Genomic DNA, 16,832 nt, shown 5'->3' on the forward strand with positions numbered 1-16,832 from the left:
GGGTTCGCGTGGCGGCGGGGCCGGATCCGCAGAGCGCGTTGGGAGCGGGAGCAGGCACGACGCTGACGAGCGTCGATCGGGCCCGGCCCGGAGGTGGTCGTGGACTGGACACCGTTCGTGCGACTGCTCGCGGCTGCGGCGTTCGCGGCGGGGATCGGCCTGGACCGGGAGCTCCGCGCCAAGCCCGCCGGCCTGAGGACCAACATCGTCGTCGGCGTCGCCGCGGCTGCGTTCGCGTACGCGTCGGTGACGAACTTCCCGTTCGATGTCGACGAGTCGCGCGTTGCGGCACAGATCGTGTCGGGCATCGGCTTCCTGGGCGGTGGAGCGATCTTCGCGGCCGGCGGCAAGCCACACGGGCTCACGACGGCCGCGGCACTGTGGGGGTCGGCCGCAGCAGGGCTGAACGCCGGTATCGGTGCGTACGCCACCGGGTTGGCGCTGGTGATCATCACGGTCGTGGTCCTGTGGCCTCTCGAGTGGGTCGGAGGCCTCCTGCTGGGCGCTCGCCGTCGTTCCGACGTGAACGTGCAGATCATCGTCCGGGACCTGTCCGCGGCCACCGCGGTGCGTGCCGTGATCGGTGATGCCGATGTCCGCCTGATGCAGTTGGACCTGCGGCCGTTCGGCGACCGGGTCGCCATGGGCATGACCCTCTACGGCCGCCCAGCGCACGTCCTGCAGCTGACGTCGCGGCTGGCGCAGCGCCCCGACGTCGACTTCCTCTCCGAGGAGGCCCTGCCGTCCGTCTCCGGCACGGGTCGTTCGGAGGTGCACCCCCAGTAGCGGTTCGCCGATCGCCGGGACACGGTGACGTGCTGACAGCCACCCCCGTCGACGGGCTGACCCGGACACGACCACACCATCCACGACCACACATCCCCGACCGAAGATGCGATCCGACCATGTCCCGTTCCGTCCTGGTCACCGGTGCGACCTCCGGCATCGGGCTGGCCACCGCCCTGCACCTGGCCGAGCTGGGCTTCCAGGTCCTCGGTTCGGCCCGCACCGAACACACGGCCGCACGGTTGGTCCAGGCCGCCGAACAGGCGGGGGTGGAGGTCGAGCCGGTGGTGTTCGACCTCACCGACGCCGACGCATGCGAGCGCGCGCTGGCGGATCGGACGTTGTACGGGCTGGTCAACAACGCCGGGTACTACAACGTGGGCACCGTCGTGGACGTCCCGCCAGGCGATGCCCTGCGCCAGCTCGAGACGATGGTGGTCGCGCCGATGCGCCTCGCACGTCTGGCGTTGCCGACCATGCGCGAACGGTTCGAGGGTCGGATCGTGAACGTCTCGTCATCGCTCGTGCACCTAACCGGACCCCTGACCGGCTGGTACCAGGCCAGCAACACGGCGCTGTCCGCCGTCAGCGATGCTCTACGGATCGAGGTGGCGTCCTTCGGCGTGGACGTCGTCGTGATCGAGCCCGGAGGCATCGAGACCGACATCTGGCGGAAGGCCGAAAACGATCTGCTCCGTCACCGTGCGGGTTCGGACTACGTGACCGCCTACGACCGCGCGCTGCGCATCCTGAATGCCCTCATGGGCCGGATGCACCCTCCAGAGGCCGTCGCCGAGGTCGTCGGCACGGCGCTCACCGCGGGTCGTCCCCGAGCGCACTACCGGGTGGGCGCCGATGCGGTCGCGCTGCGATGGGGGGGACCGCTGGTGCCCACCGGACTCAGAGATCGCCTGGCCCGGGCCGTCCTCGGCCTGTGAGGAGCATCCATGGCCCACAACCGGACGATCTGCAAGGCGCCGCCCGACCGGGTGTTCGCCGTCCTAGCCGATCCCCGCACCTACGCCTACTTCGTCGCCGGCACGAGGACCATCCGCCGGTTCGACCCCCGATGGCCTGAACCGGGGTCGGTCTTCCACCACAGCCTCGGCGTCGGCGTCACGCTGATCCGCGACGAGACCGTCGTGGTTGAGACGGAACCACCCCGCCGGCTGGTCGTCCGGCCCTCGATGATGCCGCTGGCCATCAACGAGACGATCTTCCATCTCCGCCCGCACAACGGCGTGACGCTGGTGGAGATCGAGGAGTACCCGGTGGCCGGGCCTGCGTCACACCGACTGGTGGCCCCGGTCGTCGACCGACTGCTGTGGCTCCGCAACCACGTGCTGCTGCGGCGGCTGCGGAAGGTCGTCGAGGCCAGACAGAGGCAGCTCCGTCCTTGACGCTGGTGGCTGCCACGCCAGCCGATCGGACAGCCGAGCGACGACCGCGGCGGTCGCGGCACCGACCGGTCCCGTCACCAGAGTGCGCAGATCCTCCCAGGTGTCCACGTCCCGGCGGAAACCGGGAAGGTGGTACTCGGCCGATCGCAGGCGGGCGGCGGCGGCCAGGTCACGGTGACGGGCGGCCGACCCGGGGCCGTACGCCGCCGCGATCACATCCGGCGGTCGACGGAGCAGCCCTCCGGTCCCACCGTCGGCGGTGGGTGCCACCGCAACGTCGGCGTCGGTGGCCAGCAGGGCGTCGACCTCGTCGCCCCGCAGGGACGGAAGGTCAGCGGCCACCACCACCATCGTCGCGGCGTTCAGCTGGGTCGTCACAGCCGCCAGCGCCGCGTTGAGTCCTCGCCCCTCGGGTGGATCCAGGCGCACCTCCAGCCCCAGGGCCGCGGCTGCAGCCGCTGCTCGACGCCCCGCCGCGGCGACCACCACCCGGTCGACCGCCGAGCACGCCAGGGCGGCACCGACGTCGGCGAGCATCGCACGGCTCAACGTCGCACGCTGACTCGACGACAGGCCGGGGGCGCCCGGTCGCACACCGAGGCGGGTCTTGCCTCGGCCAGGAGCCCGGAACGGCACCACCGCCACGACCCGGTCCGTCAGATGTGACCCTCCCCGGCGCCGCGGCGACTGCTGGTCGCGCCGGGCGTCGAGTCGATCCTCAACGCCTGCGCCACCCCGAAGGTGGACTCGCCGAGGTTGGCGTACTCGCGGGCGCCCTGGATCGACGCGATCTGTGACCAGTGCTCAGCGAGCTCCTCCACCTGAGGGACGTGGTCGAAGACGTGGCCTGTGCCCTCGACGACCGCCACGCGTGCGTAGTAGCCGCCCCCGGCGTAGTAGATCCGCCCCGTCTCGGTACAGCCTTCCCAGGCCAGGTGCGCCACCAGAGGTGAGATGAACGCAGGATCGAGTCGCTCGAGCAGCTGCGGTGTGAGGACATCCTCGGTCAGGCGTGACGCGGCGATCGGCGCGATCGCGTTGCAGGTGATGTTGTAGCTGGCTCCTTCCTGTGCGAGCGCCCGGGTCAGGCCGACCACGCCCATCTTGGCGGCGGCGTAGTTGGACTGACCGAAGTTGCCGTACAGCCCCGATCCCGACGTCGTGTTGATCACCCGCCCGTAGCTGTTGTCGCGCAGGTACGGCCACGCCGCCTTGGTCACGTGGAACGCGCCGTACAGGTGCACCTTCAAGACCGTGTCGAGCTGGTCAGCAGTGAGGTTCTTGAACGACACGTCCCGGAGGATCCCGGCGTTGTTCACGACGATGTCCACTCGCCCGAACGCGTCACGCGCCGCCCGGATGATCGCCTCCCCGCCCTCCCAGGTGTGCACGCCGTCGTGGTTGGCGACCGCCTCCCCCCCGGCGTCGACGATCTCCGCCACGACCGCGTCGGCCATCTTGGCGGTGCCGGCCTCGCCGTGACGGTCGACGCCCAGGTCGTTGACGACGACCTTGGCGCCGCGGCTGGCCAGGAGCACCGCGTGGCTTCGACCCAGCCCTCCGCCCGCCCCGGTGATGACCGCCACCCGCCCCGCGAAGTCGATGCCTGCCACGTGGGCGTCCTCGGTCGGCCGGAGGGGGAACGGTAGGCGAGCCACCGTCGCCGTTGCACGTCCTCCCCGCTCGCGGTGACCGCCGGCCGCAACGCCTGGTGGTCCGCCAGCCTGTCGGGACGTGGTCGATGACCTACGGTTCGATCCAGGTGGGATCGCCGCTGGGCGGGACTCGGGAGGACGGATGGGACAACGCGTGCTGGTCCTCTACGGAGGACGGTCCAGCGAGCACGGAGTGTCGTGCCTGTCGGCCCGGTCGGTGCTGGAGGCGATCGACCGCGACCGCTACGCGGTGATCGCGGTCGGGATCACCAAGGACGGACGCTGGGTGCTAACCGATGGTGACATCCAGGCCCGTCCCGGCCGAGCCCTGCCCGAGGTCGACGGTGACGGGCCCACGGTCGCGTGCATGCTCGACCGTCAGGGGCCGGTTCTGGTGTCGTTCGACGCGACCGACCCGGATCAACCGCGGTACGACGCCGTCTCGCCGATCGACGCGGCCTTCCCGGTGCTGCACGGGCCCTACGGCGAGGACGGCACCGTGCAGGGGTTGCTGGCCTCGGTCAGCGTGCCGTACGTCGGCGCCGATGTGACCGCGTCGTCGCTGGGGATCGACAAGCGCGCCATGAAGAGCGCCTTCAAGGCGCGCGGGCTCCCGCAGGTCCCCTACCTCCCGGTGCGCTTCGAACGGTGGGTCGACGAACGCGGGGCGCTCCTCGACGAGATCGAAGGGGCGCTCAAGTACCCGATGTTCGCCAAACCGGCCCGGCAAGGTTCGTCGATCGGGATCACGAAGGTGACCGGGCGCGACGACCTCGAGGCCGGACTCCACGAGGCGTTCAGCTACGACCGGGTCGCGATCATCGAAGAGGGCATCGAGGAGGTCCGGGAACTGGAGGTCGGCGTGCTCGGTAACGCCGAGGTCCACACGACGCTGCCCGGCGAGATCGTGCCCAGCCACGAGTTCTACGACTTCGAGGCCAAGTACCTCGACGCGTCCGAGCTGATCCTGCCGGCGGAGCTGCCCGGGGCGGTCACCGCCCGGATCCGCGACCTGGCGCGCCAGGCGTACCTCGCGATCGGCTGCCGGGGGATGGCCCGCATCGACTTCTTCCTGCGGGGCGACGGGGAGGTGTTCGTGAACGAGATCAACACCATCCCGGGGTTCACGCCGAGCTCGATGTTCCCGCGGCTGTGGGAAGCCGAAGGGTTGAAGTACCCGGACCTGGTCAGCCGCCTCCTGGAACTCGCCCTGGAAGCGGCCCGGGAGGAGGCCCACTACGCCCCCTGAGGGCTACAGGTGCACGACCGGGCAGGTCAACGTCCGGGTGATCCCGTCGATGGCCTGGATCTTGGAGACCACCATCTTGCCGAGTTCGTCGACGTTGCCGGCTTCGGCCCGGACGATCACGTCGTAGGGGCCGGTGACGTCGGATGCTTCGCTGACCCCGTCGATCTCCGCCACCTGCTCGGCGACGTCCGCCGCCTTGCCGACCTCCGTCTGGATCAGGATGTACGCCGAGACTGCCACGCGCGCTCCTTCGGTCGGGCCGTCGTGCCGGCCACGATGGCCGACACCAGCCTAGGCGCACGTCGCCGTCACACCGGGCATGGTCGTCGAGACGCGTCGCGGGACACCCGCGAACGAGACAGGAGAGATCGCGTGGCATCGCCGGAGTTCGCGTTGCTCGCCGCACTGCAGCGCCGCCTGATCCGAGCGGGGCCGGGCATCCCGCTCGGTGTCGGCGACGACGCCGCAGTCGTGACGTTCGGCGGTGCCGACGTCGCCGTCGCCGTCGATGCCTTGGTCGAGGGTGTGCACTTCGACCGGGCGATCTCCAGCCACGCGGACGTGGGATGGAAGGCGCTGGCTGTGAACGTCAGCGACCTGGCCGCGGTCGGCGCATCGACCGCCGCGGCGGTCGTTGCGCTGATCCGCCCCGCCGATCTGCCCGACGACGCCGTGCACGCGCTGTACGCGGGCCTCGACGAGGCCGCACGTCGGTGGGGGGTGGCTCTCGTCGGCGGGGACATCGCAGGCGGACCGGTGCTGGCTGTGACCGTGACCGTCCTCGGCCGGCTCCACACCGACCACCCCCTGCCACGGTCGGGCGCCCGCCCCGGCGACGCGGTGATCGTGGTCGGGGCGCTCGGGACGGCCGCGGCCGGTCTGGCGGCCCACCGCAGCGGACGTCGTGACGTGCTCGACGATCACCCGCAGCTGCTGCGCGCGCACCGCCGGCCGGAAGCGTTGCCTGAAGCGGGGGCGGCGCTGGCGCGCCACGGCGCGCACGCCTGCATCGACGTCAGCGACGGATTGGGACGTGATCTGGGCCACGTCGCCGCCGCCTCCGGCGTGCGGGTCGTCGTCGACGCCGAGCGGCTCCCCGTCGACCCGGGCGTGGCCGCCACGGCCGACGCGCTCGCCATCGACCCGTTCGAACTGGTGTGCGGCGGGGGCGACGACCTCGCGCTGGTCGCTGCCGTGCCGCCCGACCGGGTAGCGGACCTGTCGCGTCAGCTGCAGGCGCTCGGGCTCGTCTGGCACGAGGTCGGTACGGTCACGGACGGGGACGGCGTCTCCCTCCGTCTCGCGGATGGCAGCGAGCGCGACATCAGCCGGCTCGGCTACGAACACGGAACCCAACAGCAGGAGGAGGCAGGATGAGCGAGCGCCCCGCCCGCGTGCTGACGGTGGCGGGATCCGACTCCGGCGGCGGGGCGGGGATCCAGGCCGACCTGAAGACGTTCCAGGCGCTCGGCGCGTACGGCATGACGGTGATCACGGCTCTCACCGCCCAGAACACGGTCGGGGTGCAGGGCGTCCACGAGATCCCACCCGACTTCGTCGTCCGCCAGCTGAAGAGCGTCGTCGAGGACATCGGTGTGGACAGCGTCAAGACCGGGATGCTCGCCAACTCGTCGATCATCACCGCCGTCGCCGCGGCGCTCGACGAGCACGACGTGCGCACCGTCGTGGTCGATCCGGTGGCGGCGTCCAAGCACGGGGATCCGCTGCTGCGAGAGGATGCGGTCGATGCGCTGCGCAACGACCTGTTGCCCAAGGCGTTGGTCGTCACGCCCAACTTGGGGGAGGTGACGCTGCTGAGCGACGTGAAGGTCGAGCGGCCCGAGGACCTGCGACGGGCGGCCGACGCCGTGCTCGAACTGGGGCCGCGCTGGGTCCTGGTCAAGGGCGGGCACCTGCCTGACAACGACGACGCGGTGGATCTGCTCACCGACGGCAGCGCCTACCACGAGATCCGTTCTCGCCGGCTCGACACGCGCGATACGCACGGCACGGGATGCACGCTGGCGTCGGCGATCGCTGCCCGGTTAGCGCACGGAGACGACGTGGTCGCCGCGGTACGAGAGGCGAAGAGGTTCGTGACCGGAGCGATCGAGCACGGGATCCGGGTCGGACAGGGGATCGGTCCGGTCAACCCCAGTTGGGAGATGGGTCACCACCGCTGACGGTGTCCCAACCAGACCGGCAGCTCTCGGGACGGCACGTCCCGGGGGCGCGAGGCAGGTCAGCCGCCGCTGCCCACCGGTGGCCGCTGGATCTTCCCCGCCTTGACGCATGACGTGCACACATCGACCCGTTGCACCCGTCCGTCCTTGAGCACACGCAGCCGCTGGATGTTGGGGTTCCACCGTCGCGACGAACGCCGGTGCGAGTGGCTGACCTGCTTGCCGTACCAGGGGCCCTTCCCGCAGATCTCGCACACAGCCGCCATGGTGTCTCCGTTCACGACTCGACGCACGGTCACGCCCCACGACCACGAGCAGGATGTTGGGAACACGTGGTGGCGGCGACGACCGAGGGTGGTGTCGACCCGCGTCAACGAGCGGCAGGCGACGGATCGCAGGCTAGCGCACCTGCGACCGGGCCGCACCGCGCCGCTCGAGGCGTTGACTTCGCGGCACCGTCGCCGTTCGGCGCCGGCACGTTTGTACCCTGCGGGCCACGTGGCCGAGCTTCACAGGAGCCGAGCAGTGGCGGACCGGCTCGACCTCGACGACCCCGTCGTCACCGTCCCGGGGGTGGCACCCCGGCGCGCGACGACCTTGCGGTCGCAGTTCGGGATCGAGACCGTTCGCGACCTGATCGAGCACTACCCACGCCAGTACGAGGATCTCGGCGCCCTCGTCGCGCTGGACGTCGCGACGGTCGGGGAGCCGGTCACGCTGGTGGGGACGATCGTGCAGTGGACGCAGCGCCAGCCCACCTCCAAGCGGACCGGTCGCCGCCTGACGATCAGCGAGGCCACCGTCCGGGACCGCACCGGCACCCCCTTCGCCGCGACGTTCTTCAACCAGGACTGGCGACGACGTCGCCACCCGCCCGGGACCGCCGCGAGGTTCTCGGGAACGCTCGAGCGTCGCCACGGCCGGCTGCAGCTGGTGATGCCCGACGTCCACGGCCTGGGGCCTGACGAGCCGGGCGACGTCCAACACCGCAGGCTGGTCCCCGTGTACCCGGCCACGGAGGCGGTCCCCAGCTGGCGGTTGCAGGGGTGGATCGAGGCGGCGCTGGACCGGCTACCTGAGCTGGACGACTTCCTCCCCGACGACCTCCGCGACCAGCTCGGGTTGACGTCACTCGACACCGCGGTCCGCGCCATCCACTCCCCGCCCGATCACCGTGCCGCGGCCGCCGCCCGACGCCGGATCGTCTTCGATGAGCTGTTCACACTCCAGGTCGGGTTGCACTGGCGACGCGCCCGGTTGGAGGCCGACATGGCTGGCGTCCACAACGGCCCGACGCCTGACGGTCGCGCCAGACGGTTCCTGCACGCGCTGGGCTTCACGCCGACGGCAGCCCAGCAGCGCGCGATGTCCGAGATCGGCGCCGACCTGGCCGCCGACCGCCCGATGCACCGGCTGCTGCAGGGCGACGTTGGATCCGGTAAGACCCTGGTGGCCACCTGGGCGATGCTGTGCGCCGTCGACAACGGCCGTCAGGCGGTCCTGATGGCCCCGACCGAGGTCCTCGCTGTCCAGCACCACCGGACACTGACCGATCAGCTCGCTCCGCTGGGTGTGAACGTCCTCGACGGGATCCGCCTGGAGCTGCTCACCTCGGCGACGCCGACCGCCGCCAAGCGTCGCATCCTCGCAGAGCTGCTGTCTGGAGCGACCGACATCGTCGTCGGCACACACGCGCTGCTGGAGGAGGGGGTGCGTTTCGCCGACCTCGGCGTGGTCGTGATCGACGAGCAGCACCGTTTTGGCGTGCATCAGCGCGTGTCGCTGCGTGAGAAGGCCGCCGACCACGCCGCCGCGCCCGACGTCCTGGTGATGACCGCCACGCCGATCCCGCGGTCGCTCGCGCTGACGCTGTTCGGCGACCTCGACGTCACCGTCCTGGACGAGCTCCCGCCGGGGCGCCAGGAGATCGTGACCCAACTGATCACCCCCGAGCAGACCGGTCGACGTGGGCGCCTGTACGCCTTCGTCCGCGAGCAGGCAGCCCGCGGACGCCAGACCTACGTGGTGTGCCCGCTGGTCGAGGGTTCCGAGGACGTGGCCGCCCGCGCTGCCGAGGACGAGTACGTCCGGCTACGCGACACGGTCTTCCCGGACCTGCGGGTCGGGCTGCTCCACGGACGGATGCGGGGCGACGACAAGGACACGACGATGACCGCCTTCCGTCGCGGCGAGCTCGACGTCCTGGTGGCCACCACGGTCGTCGAGGTGGGTGTCGACGTCCAAAGCGCCACCGTGATGATCGTCGAGGACGCCGATCGGTTCGGGATCTCCCAGCTGCACCAGCTACGCGGTCGGATCGGCCGCGGCGCCGACCGCAGCTACTGCGTGCTGTTCGCCGGGCGGCCGGGCGAGGAGCTCACCGACGAGGCCAGGACGCGGCTGGAGGCGGTGGCCTCGACGCATGACGGCTTCACACTCGCCGAGGTCGACCTCGAGCTGCGCGGCGAGGGTCAGCTGTTCGGCAGCCGCCAGTCGGGGATGCCCGACCTGAAGCTGGCCCGGCTCACCGACGACCTGGACGTCGTCGTCCACTGCCGGCAGCTGGCCAGCGAGCTCGTCACCGCAGACCCCGACCTGGCGGAGAGCCGACTGGCGGGCCTGCGGGCAGAGGTCCGCCGCCGCTACCGCGGTGGGCTGGAGGAGCTCGAGGCGCTCGCGACGGGATGACGCCGGTCGCGCCGTACGCTGGCCGCGCTCGCGGTCGAGGAGGCTGGCGTCAGGGTCATCGCGGGGGCCGCCCGTGGACGGCGGCTGACCGCGCCCCGCGGGCGCGGAACGCGCCCGACCAGCGACCGTGTGAAGGAGGCGCTGTTCTCCTCGGTGCAACCGCGTCTGCCCGGAGCGGCCGTCGCCGACTTGTACGCCGGTTCGGGGGCGCTGGGCATCGAGTCGCTGTCTCGGGGCGCGCGGCTGGCGGTCTTCGTCGAGCGAGCGGCCCGCGCCCACCGGGCACTCCTGGAGAACCTCGAACGGACCGGACTGGGCCAGGACGCCGTCGTGCTGCACGCCGACGTTCGCGCGGCGCTCCGCGATCGGTTGCCCGGGGCCCCGTTCGACCTGGTGCTGCTCGACCCTCCCTACGACACCGACCGGATGCAACTGGCGGACGTGCTCGACGGCCTGGCCGCGGTGCTCGCCCGCGACGGCCTGGTGGTCCTCGAGGCCAGCCACCATGACCCCGTGCCGCCATGGCCTACCGACCTGCGACCCACCCGGACGCGGCGCTACGGCGACACCGTCCTGCACGAAGCCGTGGCCGAAGGACGCCCGCTCGGCCACTAGTTTCCCGGCTGGCGACGCACGGAGGTCTGGCCGGTGAGCAACTCCGCAGTGTGCCCGGGCAGCTTCGACCCGGTCACCTACGGCCATCTCGACATCATCGAACGCATCGCGTCGCGCTTCGACGAGGTCGTCGTGGCGGTCCTGCAGAACCCCACCAAGCAGCCCCTGTTCGACGTCGGCGACCGCGTGCGCCTGATCGAGGAGACCACCGCCCACCTGGGTAACGTCCAGGTCACCAGCTTCGCGGGGCTGCTGGTGCACTTCTGTCAGGAGCGCGGGATCGGCGTCATCGTCAAGGGTCTCCGCGCGGTCAGCGACTTCGAGTACGAGCTGCAGATGGCCCAGATGAACCAGCGGCTGGGCGACGTCGAGACGCTGTTCATGTCGACCAGCCCCGACTGGTCGTACCTGTCATCGTCCCTGGTGAAGGAGGTGGTACGCCTCGGCGGGTCGGTCCAGGGCCTGGTTCCCCCGCAGGTCGCCGCGGCGCTGGCCGAAGAGTTCGGTTGAGCCGGGGCGCCCGCCAGTACGCTGGCGGGGATCACCACGGAGCGAGAACCCACATGGCCGACACCGAGACCAGCCGTTCGACCTCGTGGAGCGCCGCACCGAGCGGCTCTCTGGACGTCGAGGCGAAGCTCCACCAGCTCGAGCTCATGGTCGCCGACGCGAAGAACGTGCCGCTGTCCGCGTCCGTCATGCTCAACCGGGCCGAGCTGGAAGGCGTGATCGCCGAACTGCGCGGCTCGCTCCCCGACGAGTTGCGCCAGGCCCGGTGGATCCTCAAAGAGCGTGACGAGATCCTAGACCGGGCCCGGCGAGAAGCGGCGCAGCTCCGCGAGGACGCCGAAGCCGAGCGCGCCCGCCTGGTGTCGCGGACGGAGGTGGTGCAGGCCGCGAACCGCGAGGCCGACCGCATCATCGACGAGGCCCAGGAGCACGCCCGCCAGATCCGCCTCGAAGCCGAGGACTACGTGGACGCCAAGCTCGCGAACTTCGAGGTGGTGCTGAACAAGACGCTCGCGGCGGTGGGGCGGGGACGCGACAAGCTCCGCGGGCGGATCGCGGCTGACGACCTCGCCGACGTCGAGGAGGAGCGCGGCGACGAGGAATGGGAGACGGGGTGATGACGTTGAACGGGGTGCGCGTGGCCGCCACCCCCGTTCCGGTGCCGATCTGGTCATCGCGCGAAGACGTGCGCACAGCGCGCGCTATGCGGCTGTTGTGCTAGCCTCACGATCCACGAACGCGGAGTATCCACGTGCGTATCCCCATCACCGACCTCGTCGACCGCCCTGGTGCGACGCGGGAGGTCACCGCCACGCTGACCCGTGGCGAGGTCGACGCACCCGCGAGCGACTGGGGTCCCGCTGACGAGGCACTCGACGGGCCCATCGGGGTCGACCTGCGCCTGGAGATGCTGGTCGATGGCTTGCTCGTCCGTGGCCGGCTGGCGTTCGCCACGTCGCTGCCCTGCGGCCGATGCCTGACCGACGTCGACGCCGACCACAACGTCGCCGTGTCCGAGCTGTACATCGACCCGCGGCGTCTCGACCCCGACGCGGAGGAGGTCGAAGCTGGGTACGAGATCCTGCCCGAAGGCGCGATCGATCTCGTCGCCATGTTCCGTGACTCGATCGTCGCGACGATCCCGCTGCGCGCCCTGTGCCACGCCGACTGCCGCGGCCTGTGTCCCGTGTGTGGCGCCGACCGCAACGTGTCCGGCTGCGGGCACGGCGAGACGGAAGCGGTCGATCCTCGGTGGGCGCCCCTGCAGGACCTCAGCCTGCCGCCCGGCTGACCACGATCGATCGCTGAACAGGAGATGTGATGGCCGTCCCCAAGAGGAAGCTGAGCCGCTCGCGGACGCGGCACCGCAAGTCCAACTGGCTGCGCCTGGCCAAACCGACGTACGCCACGTGCAAGCGCTGCAAGAGCCCGATCCGGCCGCACACCGTGTGTCGGGTATGCGGCTCGTACGGCGGCCAGCAGGTGATCGAGCCTGAGAGCTACTAGGCGCCACCGCCTGCCTCTCAACGGAGGACCACGACCGCTGTCGCGACGCGAGTGACGACGACAACCCGGGAGGCGTCCGTGCAGCGGGTCCCCACAACCGGCGACGACGCTGACCGACCGGGACTCGCGGAGCTCGAATCGCGCCTGGAGATGCAGTTCAGTGACGACGCGACCCTGCGACGGGCGTTGACACACCGGTCGTTCGCGTTCGAGCACGGTGGCCTGCCGACCAACGAACGTCTGGAGTTCCTCGGCGACGCGGTGCTGACGCTGGTCGTCACCGACCTGATCTTCCACCAGATGCACGAGGCGCCCGAGGGGCGCCTGACGAAGCTGCGGGCGGCGGCGACCAGGACCGCGACGCTCGCGGACGTGGCCCGCGCTCTGGAACTCGGCCGGTTCGTCCGCCTGGGGAAGGGCGAGGTCGCCACCGGCGGGACGGACAAGGACTCGATCCTGGCCGACACGTTCGAGGCGGTGCTCGGAGCGGTGTACCTGGATCGCGGGTTCGAGGCCGCGTCGGCCCTGGTGCGTCGCCTGTTCGCGGAGCGTCTGGAGAGCCTGGCCACCCGCGGAGCGGCGCTGGACTACAAGACGAGCCTGCAGGAACTGGCCGCCGCCCGCTCCGGGAGCCTGCCGGTCTACGCCCTGCACGAGGAGGGGCCCGACCACGCCCCGGAGTTCACGGCCGTGGTGTCCGTCGACGGCATCGAGTGCGGACGGGGCACCGGCGGGAGCAAGAAGAAGGCGGAGCAGGCCGCCGCACGCGAGGCCTACCGGTTGTTGAGCCGGAGCGACCGATCGGCGCCCGGCGCCGACGCGCAGGAGAGGTGACGGGGTGCTCGAGCTACCCGAGGTGGAGGTCCTGCGCAAGGACCTCGAGAAGGAGGTCGTCGGCAAGCGGGTCAAGGAGGCCGACGTCAAGATCGCCGGGATCGTGCGGCCGTACCACCGCACCCGCCCGGAGTTCGCCAAGGCGCTGGAGGGCAGGAAGATCGAGGCGGTCCGCCGCCGCGGGACCGTGCTTTTCCTCGACCTCGACGACGAACACAGTTGGGTGATCGATCCTGGTGACACGGCGACGCTGCACCGCGAGACGGTGAACGAACCGGCCGGACCGGACACCGACGTCGTCGTCACCTTCACCACGGGCGGAGCCATCCACGTCACCGACCCGAGCGAGGGTGAGTCCTGCCACATGGGGGTGGTGCCGACCCAGGAGGCGTTCGCGGCCGCCGAGGTCCCCCCGGACGCGCTCGACCTGTTCGAGGACAACCCCACCTGGCTGGAGTTCGCCGAGCGGTTGCAGGCCGCGGCGGCCCCCCTCAAGCAGCTGCTGATGGACGAGCGCCACGTCCTGGGGATCGGCACCGTCTACAGCGACGAGGCGCTGTGGGCGGCGGGCCTCAGCCACGACCGGTCGTCGGAGACGCTGTCGACCCAGGAGGTCCGCCGGCTGTACCGCGCCATCCAGGAGGTGCTGCAGGCTGCCATCAAGCAGCGCGGCACCACGCTGGAGGACGCCACCCCCGATCTCGCCTTCGATGAGGAGGGCGAGCCGATCGCGCACCTGAAGGTCTACGGCCGTGACGGCCAACCGTGTCTGCGGTGCCGGCGTACGGTCGTCAAAACCAAGGTCAAGGGGCGCTTCGTGACCTACCACTGCCGAGGCTGCCAGATATGAGTCGGACCGCGCGACGTCTGCAGATCCACGGTCGTGTCCAGGGCGTGTTCTTCCGTGCGTCGTCGCGGGAGAGGGCGCGAGAGGTGGGAGCGGCCGGTTGGGTCCGCAACCGCCGGGACGGGTCCGTCGAGCTGTGGGTCGAAGGCGAGCCCGACGCGGTCGAGGCGGTGGTCGACTGGGTGCACTCCGGCGGGCCCCGGGCCGCCCGGGTCGAAGACGTCGACAGCGAAGAGCGCGAACCCGAAGGTTTCGACGACTTCGAAGTCCGCCACTGAAGGCGACACAGCCGGCGTGGTGCGCGGCCCACGACCGCCCGGCAGGAGCGTCACTGGCGGTTCGCCTGTGTCGTCTCGACTATGTCGTCTCGGTCCGGTATCATCCGTGGATACGGCGCTGCCGCACGTCCGCGCTGAGCCGGCGTCACGAGGCACGTGGGGTGCCAGATCAGGGACGCACGGCGCGCACAGCACGGGTCGGGTGACCCGACTGGGGAGATCATCACATGGCCAAAGCGATCGTCGGCTCACACGCGGACCCGCGTACGTTCGCGCTCCTGGAGGAAGTCCGGGCACTCCGCGCACGGGTCGCCGCCCTCGAGGAGGCGCTGAAGCGGGCCGAGGAGGCTGTCTCCCGCAACGAGCGCCGCGTGATCGATCTCGATGCGGAGACACCGCTGGACACCGCGAGCTCCGCGCTGGCCTGATCCGCACCTGCTGACCTCCGGGTTCCCAGGCGCACCGGCCCCCTATGGCCCATCCGCCTGGCCCGTCCCGTCCGCCACCCCAGCCAGGATCACGCGCGTCTCCGCCGCGCCGCGGCGCTTCCACGGATCCGGGACGTCCAGTCGGTAGCGTCCGAGCTGGCCAACAGGGGCGCCGTCGGGTTGCGGTCGCCGGGGCACCGACGTGGACGCGACGCGGGTGAGGTTCGCAGCTTGTTCCTGAAGTCGCTGACGCTGCGGGGATTCAAGTCCTTCGCGGAGCGCACCGTCCTGGGGTTCGAGCCCGGCATCACCGCGATCGTCGGACCCAACGGATCCGGGAAATCCAACATCGTGGACGCGCTCGCGTGGGTCCTGGGAACCCGCTCGGCGAAGGTCCTGCGGGGCGGTGAACTCGCCGACGTCATCTTCGCTGGTTCGCCGGGCCGCCCAGGGGTCGGTCAGGCCAAGGTCGAGATCGTCATCGACAACTCACGTGGCCAGCTGGGCCTGGGCGGGCTCGGGCTCGGCGGTTCCGCGCAGGGCTTCAGCGAGGTCCGTCTGTCGCGAGAGATCCTCGCCAGCGGTGAGAACATCTACGCGATCAACGGCGCGGAGTGCCGCCTTCTGGACGTCCAGGAGCTCCTGTCGGACACCGGTCTGGGCCGCGAACTTCACACCATCGTCGGGCAGGGTCAGCTCGACGCGATCCTGCACGCCAAGCCCGAGGAGCGCCGCGCGTTCATCGAGGAGGCCGCGGGGATCCTCAAGCACCGCCGCCGGCGCGAACGCGCGCACCGCAAGCTCGACCGCGTCGACGTCCACGTCGAGAAGCTGCGCACGGTGCTGCGCGAGCTGGGCCGCCAGCTGCGTCCCCTGGAGCGACAAGCGGAGGCCGCCAACAAGCACGCCCAGCTGCAGGCGGAGCTGCGCGAGGCCCGCACCCGACTCGCGGCGCACGATCTGTCGGGCCTGCACCGAGCGTGGCAGCAGGCAGACGAGCACGACGCCGCGACCGCCGCCGAACAGGCCGAGCTCGAGGCGGCGACCCGCGACCTGGAGGCGGAGGTCGAGGGCGCCGAGGCGGAGCTACGGGCGGACGCCCCCCGTGCCGAATCGGCCCGAGCCGCCGTCGAACGGCTCGCACGCTTGCGGGAACGGTTGCAGGGCACCGCCACCCTGATCGAGGCACGCCGCCGTCACCTCCTGGAGTACGTCGAGGACCCGCTGGCGGGGCGCCCGCCCGACGAGCTCCGCGCCCAAGCTGACCGGGTCGACGCCGAACACTCGGATCGTCTGCAGGCCTTGGCCACCGCCCGCGCCGAACTCGAACGGGCCACGGTCGCCAGTCGCGACGCGCAGCTCACCCGCCGCGAACACGAGCGCGACCGGGCCGCGTCCGCCCGGGCACGAACCGAGGCCCGTGAGCGCTACCTGCGGTGGGAGGCAGACGTCCGCGCGCACCGCAACGCCGTGGATGCCGCGTCGGCGGAGGCGACACGGCTGGAGAGGCAGCTCGGTGAACTCGACGCTCACGGGCGACAGCTGCGTGTCGAGATCGAGGCGGTACAGGACGAGATCCGTCGGTTGGACGCCGAGGAGTGGCATCTGACCGAGACCGTCGAGCACGACGAGTCCGCGCTCGCCGAGGCCGAGGCCGACCTGGAGGCAGCCGTCGTGCACCGGCACGACCTCGAGCGCGAACGGGCCTCCCAGGCGGCCCGGGCCGAAGCGCTGCGAGCCACGTCCGCCCAGACCGACGCCGGCGCCACGGCGCTGCTCACCTCCCAGCTCGACGGGGTGCTCGGCCTGCTGGCCGACCACGTCCGCGTCGAGGCCGGGGCAGAGGCCGCCGT

The 16,832-nt window shown here is 71.1% G+C and carries 21 protein-coding genes; 17 read left to right on the forward strand and 4 right to left on the reverse strand.

The window, feature by feature from the left end:
- Positions 1 to 99: 99 nt before the first annotated feature.
- From M3N57_04250 to M3N57_04260, 3 genes are all read left to right on the forward strand, one after another.
- Entirely contained in the window at positions 100 to 786 is a 687-nt protein-coding gene (locus M3N57_04250; GenBank protein ID MDP9021908.1) for an MgtC/SapB family protein, read from the forward strand.
- A gap of 119 nt (positions 787 to 905) precedes the next feature.
- Entirely contained in the window at positions 906 to 1,724 is an 819-nt protein-coding gene (locus tag M3N57_04255) for an SDR family NAD(P)-dependent oxidoreductase (GenBank protein ID MDP9021909.1), read from the forward strand.
- Between the two features lie 9 nt (positions 1,725 to 1,733).
- Positions 1,734 to 2,186 (forward strand): SRPBCC family protein, encoded by a 453-nt coding sequence (locus tag M3N57_04260; GenBank protein MDP9021910.1) that lies wholly within the window; start codon positions 1,734 to 1,736, stop codon positions 2,184 to 2,186.
- Here M3N57_04260 and cofC read toward each other — a convergent pair.
- Together cofC and M3N57_04270 are read right to left on the reverse strand one after the other, a co-directional pair.
- Complete coding sequence (gene cofC / locus M3N57_04265; protein ID MDP9021911.1) at positions 2,073 to 2,831, reverse strand: 2-phospho-L-lactate guanylyltransferase; 759 nt, start codon at positions 2,829 to 2,831, stop codon at positions 2,073 to 2,075. The two genes, M3N57_04260 and cofC, sit on opposite strands and share 114 nt — an antisense overlap.
- Before the next feature lie 11 nt (positions 2,832 to 2,842).
- Positions 2,843 to 3,790 carry an SDR family oxidoreductase gene (locus M3N57_04270; GenBank protein ID MDP9021912.1) on the reverse strand — a complete coding sequence of 316 codons (948 nt, stop codon included), beginning with the start codon at positions 3,788 to 3,790 and terminating at the stop codon, positions 2,843 to 2,845.
- 193 nt (positions 3,791 to 3,983) lie between these two features.
- On the opposite strand from M3N57_04270, the gene M3N57_04275 reads away from it, so the two are divergent.
- Positions 3,984 to 5,090, forward strand: coding sequence for a D-alanine--D-alanine ligase (locus tag M3N57_04275; protein ID MDP9021913.1), 1,107 nt, complete (start codon positions 3,984 to 3,986; stop codon positions 5,088 to 5,090).
- 3 nt (positions 5,091 to 5,093) lie between these two features.
- On the opposite strand, the gene M3N57_04280 is transcribed toward M3N57_04275, so the two are convergent.
- Positions 5,094 to 5,330, reverse strand: a complete 237-nt coding sequence (locus M3N57_04280) for an Lrp/AsnC ligand binding domain-containing protein (GenBank protein MDP9021914.1) — start codon at positions 5,328 to 5,330, stop codon at positions 5,094 to 5,096.
- Positions 5,331 to 5,462: 132 nt separating this feature from the next.
- Here M3N57_04280 and thiL point away from each other — a divergent pair, with 132 nt between their 5' ends.
- Together thiL and thiD are read left to right on the forward strand one after the other, a co-directional pair.
- Positions 5,463 to 6,467, forward strand: a complete 1,005-nt coding sequence (gene thiL, locus M3N57_04285; GenBank protein ID MDP9021915.1) for a thiamine-phosphate kinase — start codon at positions 5,463 to 5,465, stop codon at positions 6,465 to 6,467.
- Positions 6,464 to 7,273 carry a bifunctional hydroxymethylpyrimidine kinase/phosphomethylpyrimidine kinase gene (gene thiD, locus M3N57_04290; GenBank protein ID MDP9021916.1) on the forward strand — a complete coding sequence of 270 codons (810 nt, stop codon included), beginning with the start codon at positions 6,464 to 6,466 and terminating at the stop codon, positions 7,271 to 7,273. Before thiL ends, thiD begins: the two co-directional genes overlap by 4 nt.
- A gap of 59 nt (positions 7,274 to 7,332) precedes the next feature.
- On the opposite strand, the gene rpmB is transcribed toward thiD, so the two are convergent.
- Entirely contained in the window at positions 7,333 to 7,539 is a 207-nt protein-coding gene (gene rpmB / locus M3N57_04295; GenBank protein ID MDP9021917.1) for a 50S ribosomal protein L28, read from the reverse strand.
- A gap of 259 nt (positions 7,540 to 7,798) precedes the next feature.
- Here rpmB and recG point away from each other — a divergent pair, with 259 nt between their 5' ends.
- From recG to M3N57_04350, 11 genes are all read left to right on the forward strand, one after another.
- A complete protein-coding gene (gene recG / locus M3N57_04300) occupies positions 7,799 to 9,961 on the forward strand; it encodes an ATP-dependent DNA helicase RecG (GenBank protein MDP9021918.1) in 2,163 nt (720 codons plus the stop codon).
- An 84-nt stretch (positions 9,962 to 10,045) separates the two neighbouring features.
- Positions 10,046 to 10,576, forward strand: a complete 531-nt coding sequence (gene rsmD / locus M3N57_04305) for a 16S rRNA (guanine(966)-N(2))-methyltransferase RsmD (protein ID MDP9021919.1) — start codon at positions 10,046 to 10,048, stop codon at positions 10,574 to 10,576.
- Between the two features lie 33 nt (positions 10,577 to 10,609).
- Entirely contained in the window at positions 10,610 to 11,086 is a 477-nt protein-coding gene (gene coaD / locus M3N57_04310; GenBank protein ID MDP9021920.1) for a pantetheine-phosphate adenylyltransferase, read from the forward strand.
- Positions 11,087 to 11,139: 53 nt separating this feature from the next.
- Complete coding sequence (locus tag M3N57_04315; GenBank protein ID MDP9021921.1) at positions 11,140 to 11,703, forward strand: hypothetical protein; 564 nt, start codon at positions 11,140 to 11,142, stop codon at positions 11,701 to 11,703.
- Between the two features lie 134 nt (positions 11,704 to 11,837).
- Entirely contained in the window at positions 11,838 to 12,377 is a 540-nt protein-coding gene (locus M3N57_04320) for a DUF177 domain-containing protein (protein ID MDP9021922.1), read from the forward strand.
- Positions 12,378 to 12,406: 29 nt separating this feature from the next.
- Positions 12,407 to 12,592 carry a 50S ribosomal protein L32 gene (rpmF, locus tag M3N57_04325; GenBank protein ID MDP9021923.1) on the forward strand — a complete coding sequence of 62 codons (186 nt, stop codon included), beginning with the start codon at positions 12,407 to 12,409 and terminating at the stop codon, positions 12,590 to 12,592.
- Between the two features lie 78 nt (positions 12,593 to 12,670).
- Complete coding sequence (gene rnc / locus M3N57_04330; GenBank protein MDP9021924.1) at positions 12,671 to 13,426, forward strand: ribonuclease III; 756 nt, start codon at positions 12,671 to 12,673, stop codon at positions 13,424 to 13,426.
- A 4-nt stretch (positions 13,427 to 13,430) separates the two neighbouring features.
- Positions 13,431 to 14,276, forward strand: coding sequence for a hypothetical protein (locus M3N57_04335; protein MDP9021925.1), 846 nt, complete (start codon positions 13,431 to 13,433; stop codon positions 14,274 to 14,276).
- Complete coding sequence (locus M3N57_04340; GenBank protein MDP9021926.1) at positions 14,273 to 14,551, forward strand: acylphosphatase; 279 nt, start codon at positions 14,273 to 14,275, stop codon at positions 14,549 to 14,551. Before M3N57_04335 ends, M3N57_04340 begins: the two co-directional genes overlap by 4 nt.
- A 227-nt stretch (positions 14,552 to 14,778) precedes the next feature.
- Positions 14,779 to 14,979, forward strand: coding sequence for a hypothetical protein (locus M3N57_04345; protein ID MDP9021927.1), 201 nt, complete (start codon positions 14,779 to 14,781; stop codon positions 14,977 to 14,979).
- Between the two features lie 231 nt (positions 14,980 to 15,210).
- Positions 15,211 to 16,832 (forward strand): AAA family ATPase (locus M3N57_04350; protein MDP9021928.1); only part of this gene is annotated, 1,622 nt, incomplete at its 3' end.

The sequence above is a fragment of the Actinomycetota bacterium genome, assembly GCA_030776725.1.
Classification (GTDB): domain Bacteria; phylum Actinomycetota; class Nitriliruptoria; order Nitriliruptorales; family JAHWKO01; genus JAHWKW01.

What these genes read in the sequence shown, in the direction of transcription:
- M3N57_04255 (MDP9021909.1), top strand. Translation starts at nt 906, where the DNA reads ATGTCCCGTTCCGTCCTGGTCACCGGTGCGACCTCCGGCATCGGGCTG.
- M3N57_04260 (MDP9021910.1), top strand. Translation starts at nt 1,734, where the DNA reads ATGGCCCACAACCGGACGATCTGCAAGGCGCCGCCCGACCGGGTGTTC.
- M3N57_04275 (MDP9021913.1), top strand. Translation starts at nt 3,984, where the DNA reads ATGGGACAACGCGTGCTGGTCCTCTACGGAGGACGGTCCAGCGAGCAC.
- thiD (MDP9021916.1), top strand. Translation starts at nt 6,464, where the DNA reads ATGAGCGAGCGCCCCGCCCGCGTGCTGACGGTGGCGGGATCCGACTCC.
- rpmB (MDP9021917.1), bottom strand. Translation starts at nt 7,539, where the DNA reads ATGGCGGCTGTGTGCGAGATCTGCGGGAAGGGCCCCTGGTACGGCAAG.
- M3N57_04315 (MDP9021921.1), top strand. Translation starts at nt 11,140, where the DNA reads ATGGCCGACACCGAGACCAGCCGTTCGACCTCGTGGAGCGCCGCACCG.
- rpmF (MDP9021923.1), top strand. Translation starts at nt 12,407, where the DNA reads ATGGCCGTCCCCAAGAGGAAGCTGAGCCGCTCGCGGACGCGGCACCGC.
- M3N57_04340 (MDP9021926.1), top strand. Translation starts at nt 14,273, where the DNA reads ATGAGTCGGACCGCGCGACGTCTGCAGATCCACGGTCGTGTCCAGGGC.
- M3N57_04345 (MDP9021927.1), top strand. Translation starts at nt 14,779, where the DNA reads ATGGCCAAAGCGATCGTCGGCTCACACGCGGACCCGCGTACGTTCGCG.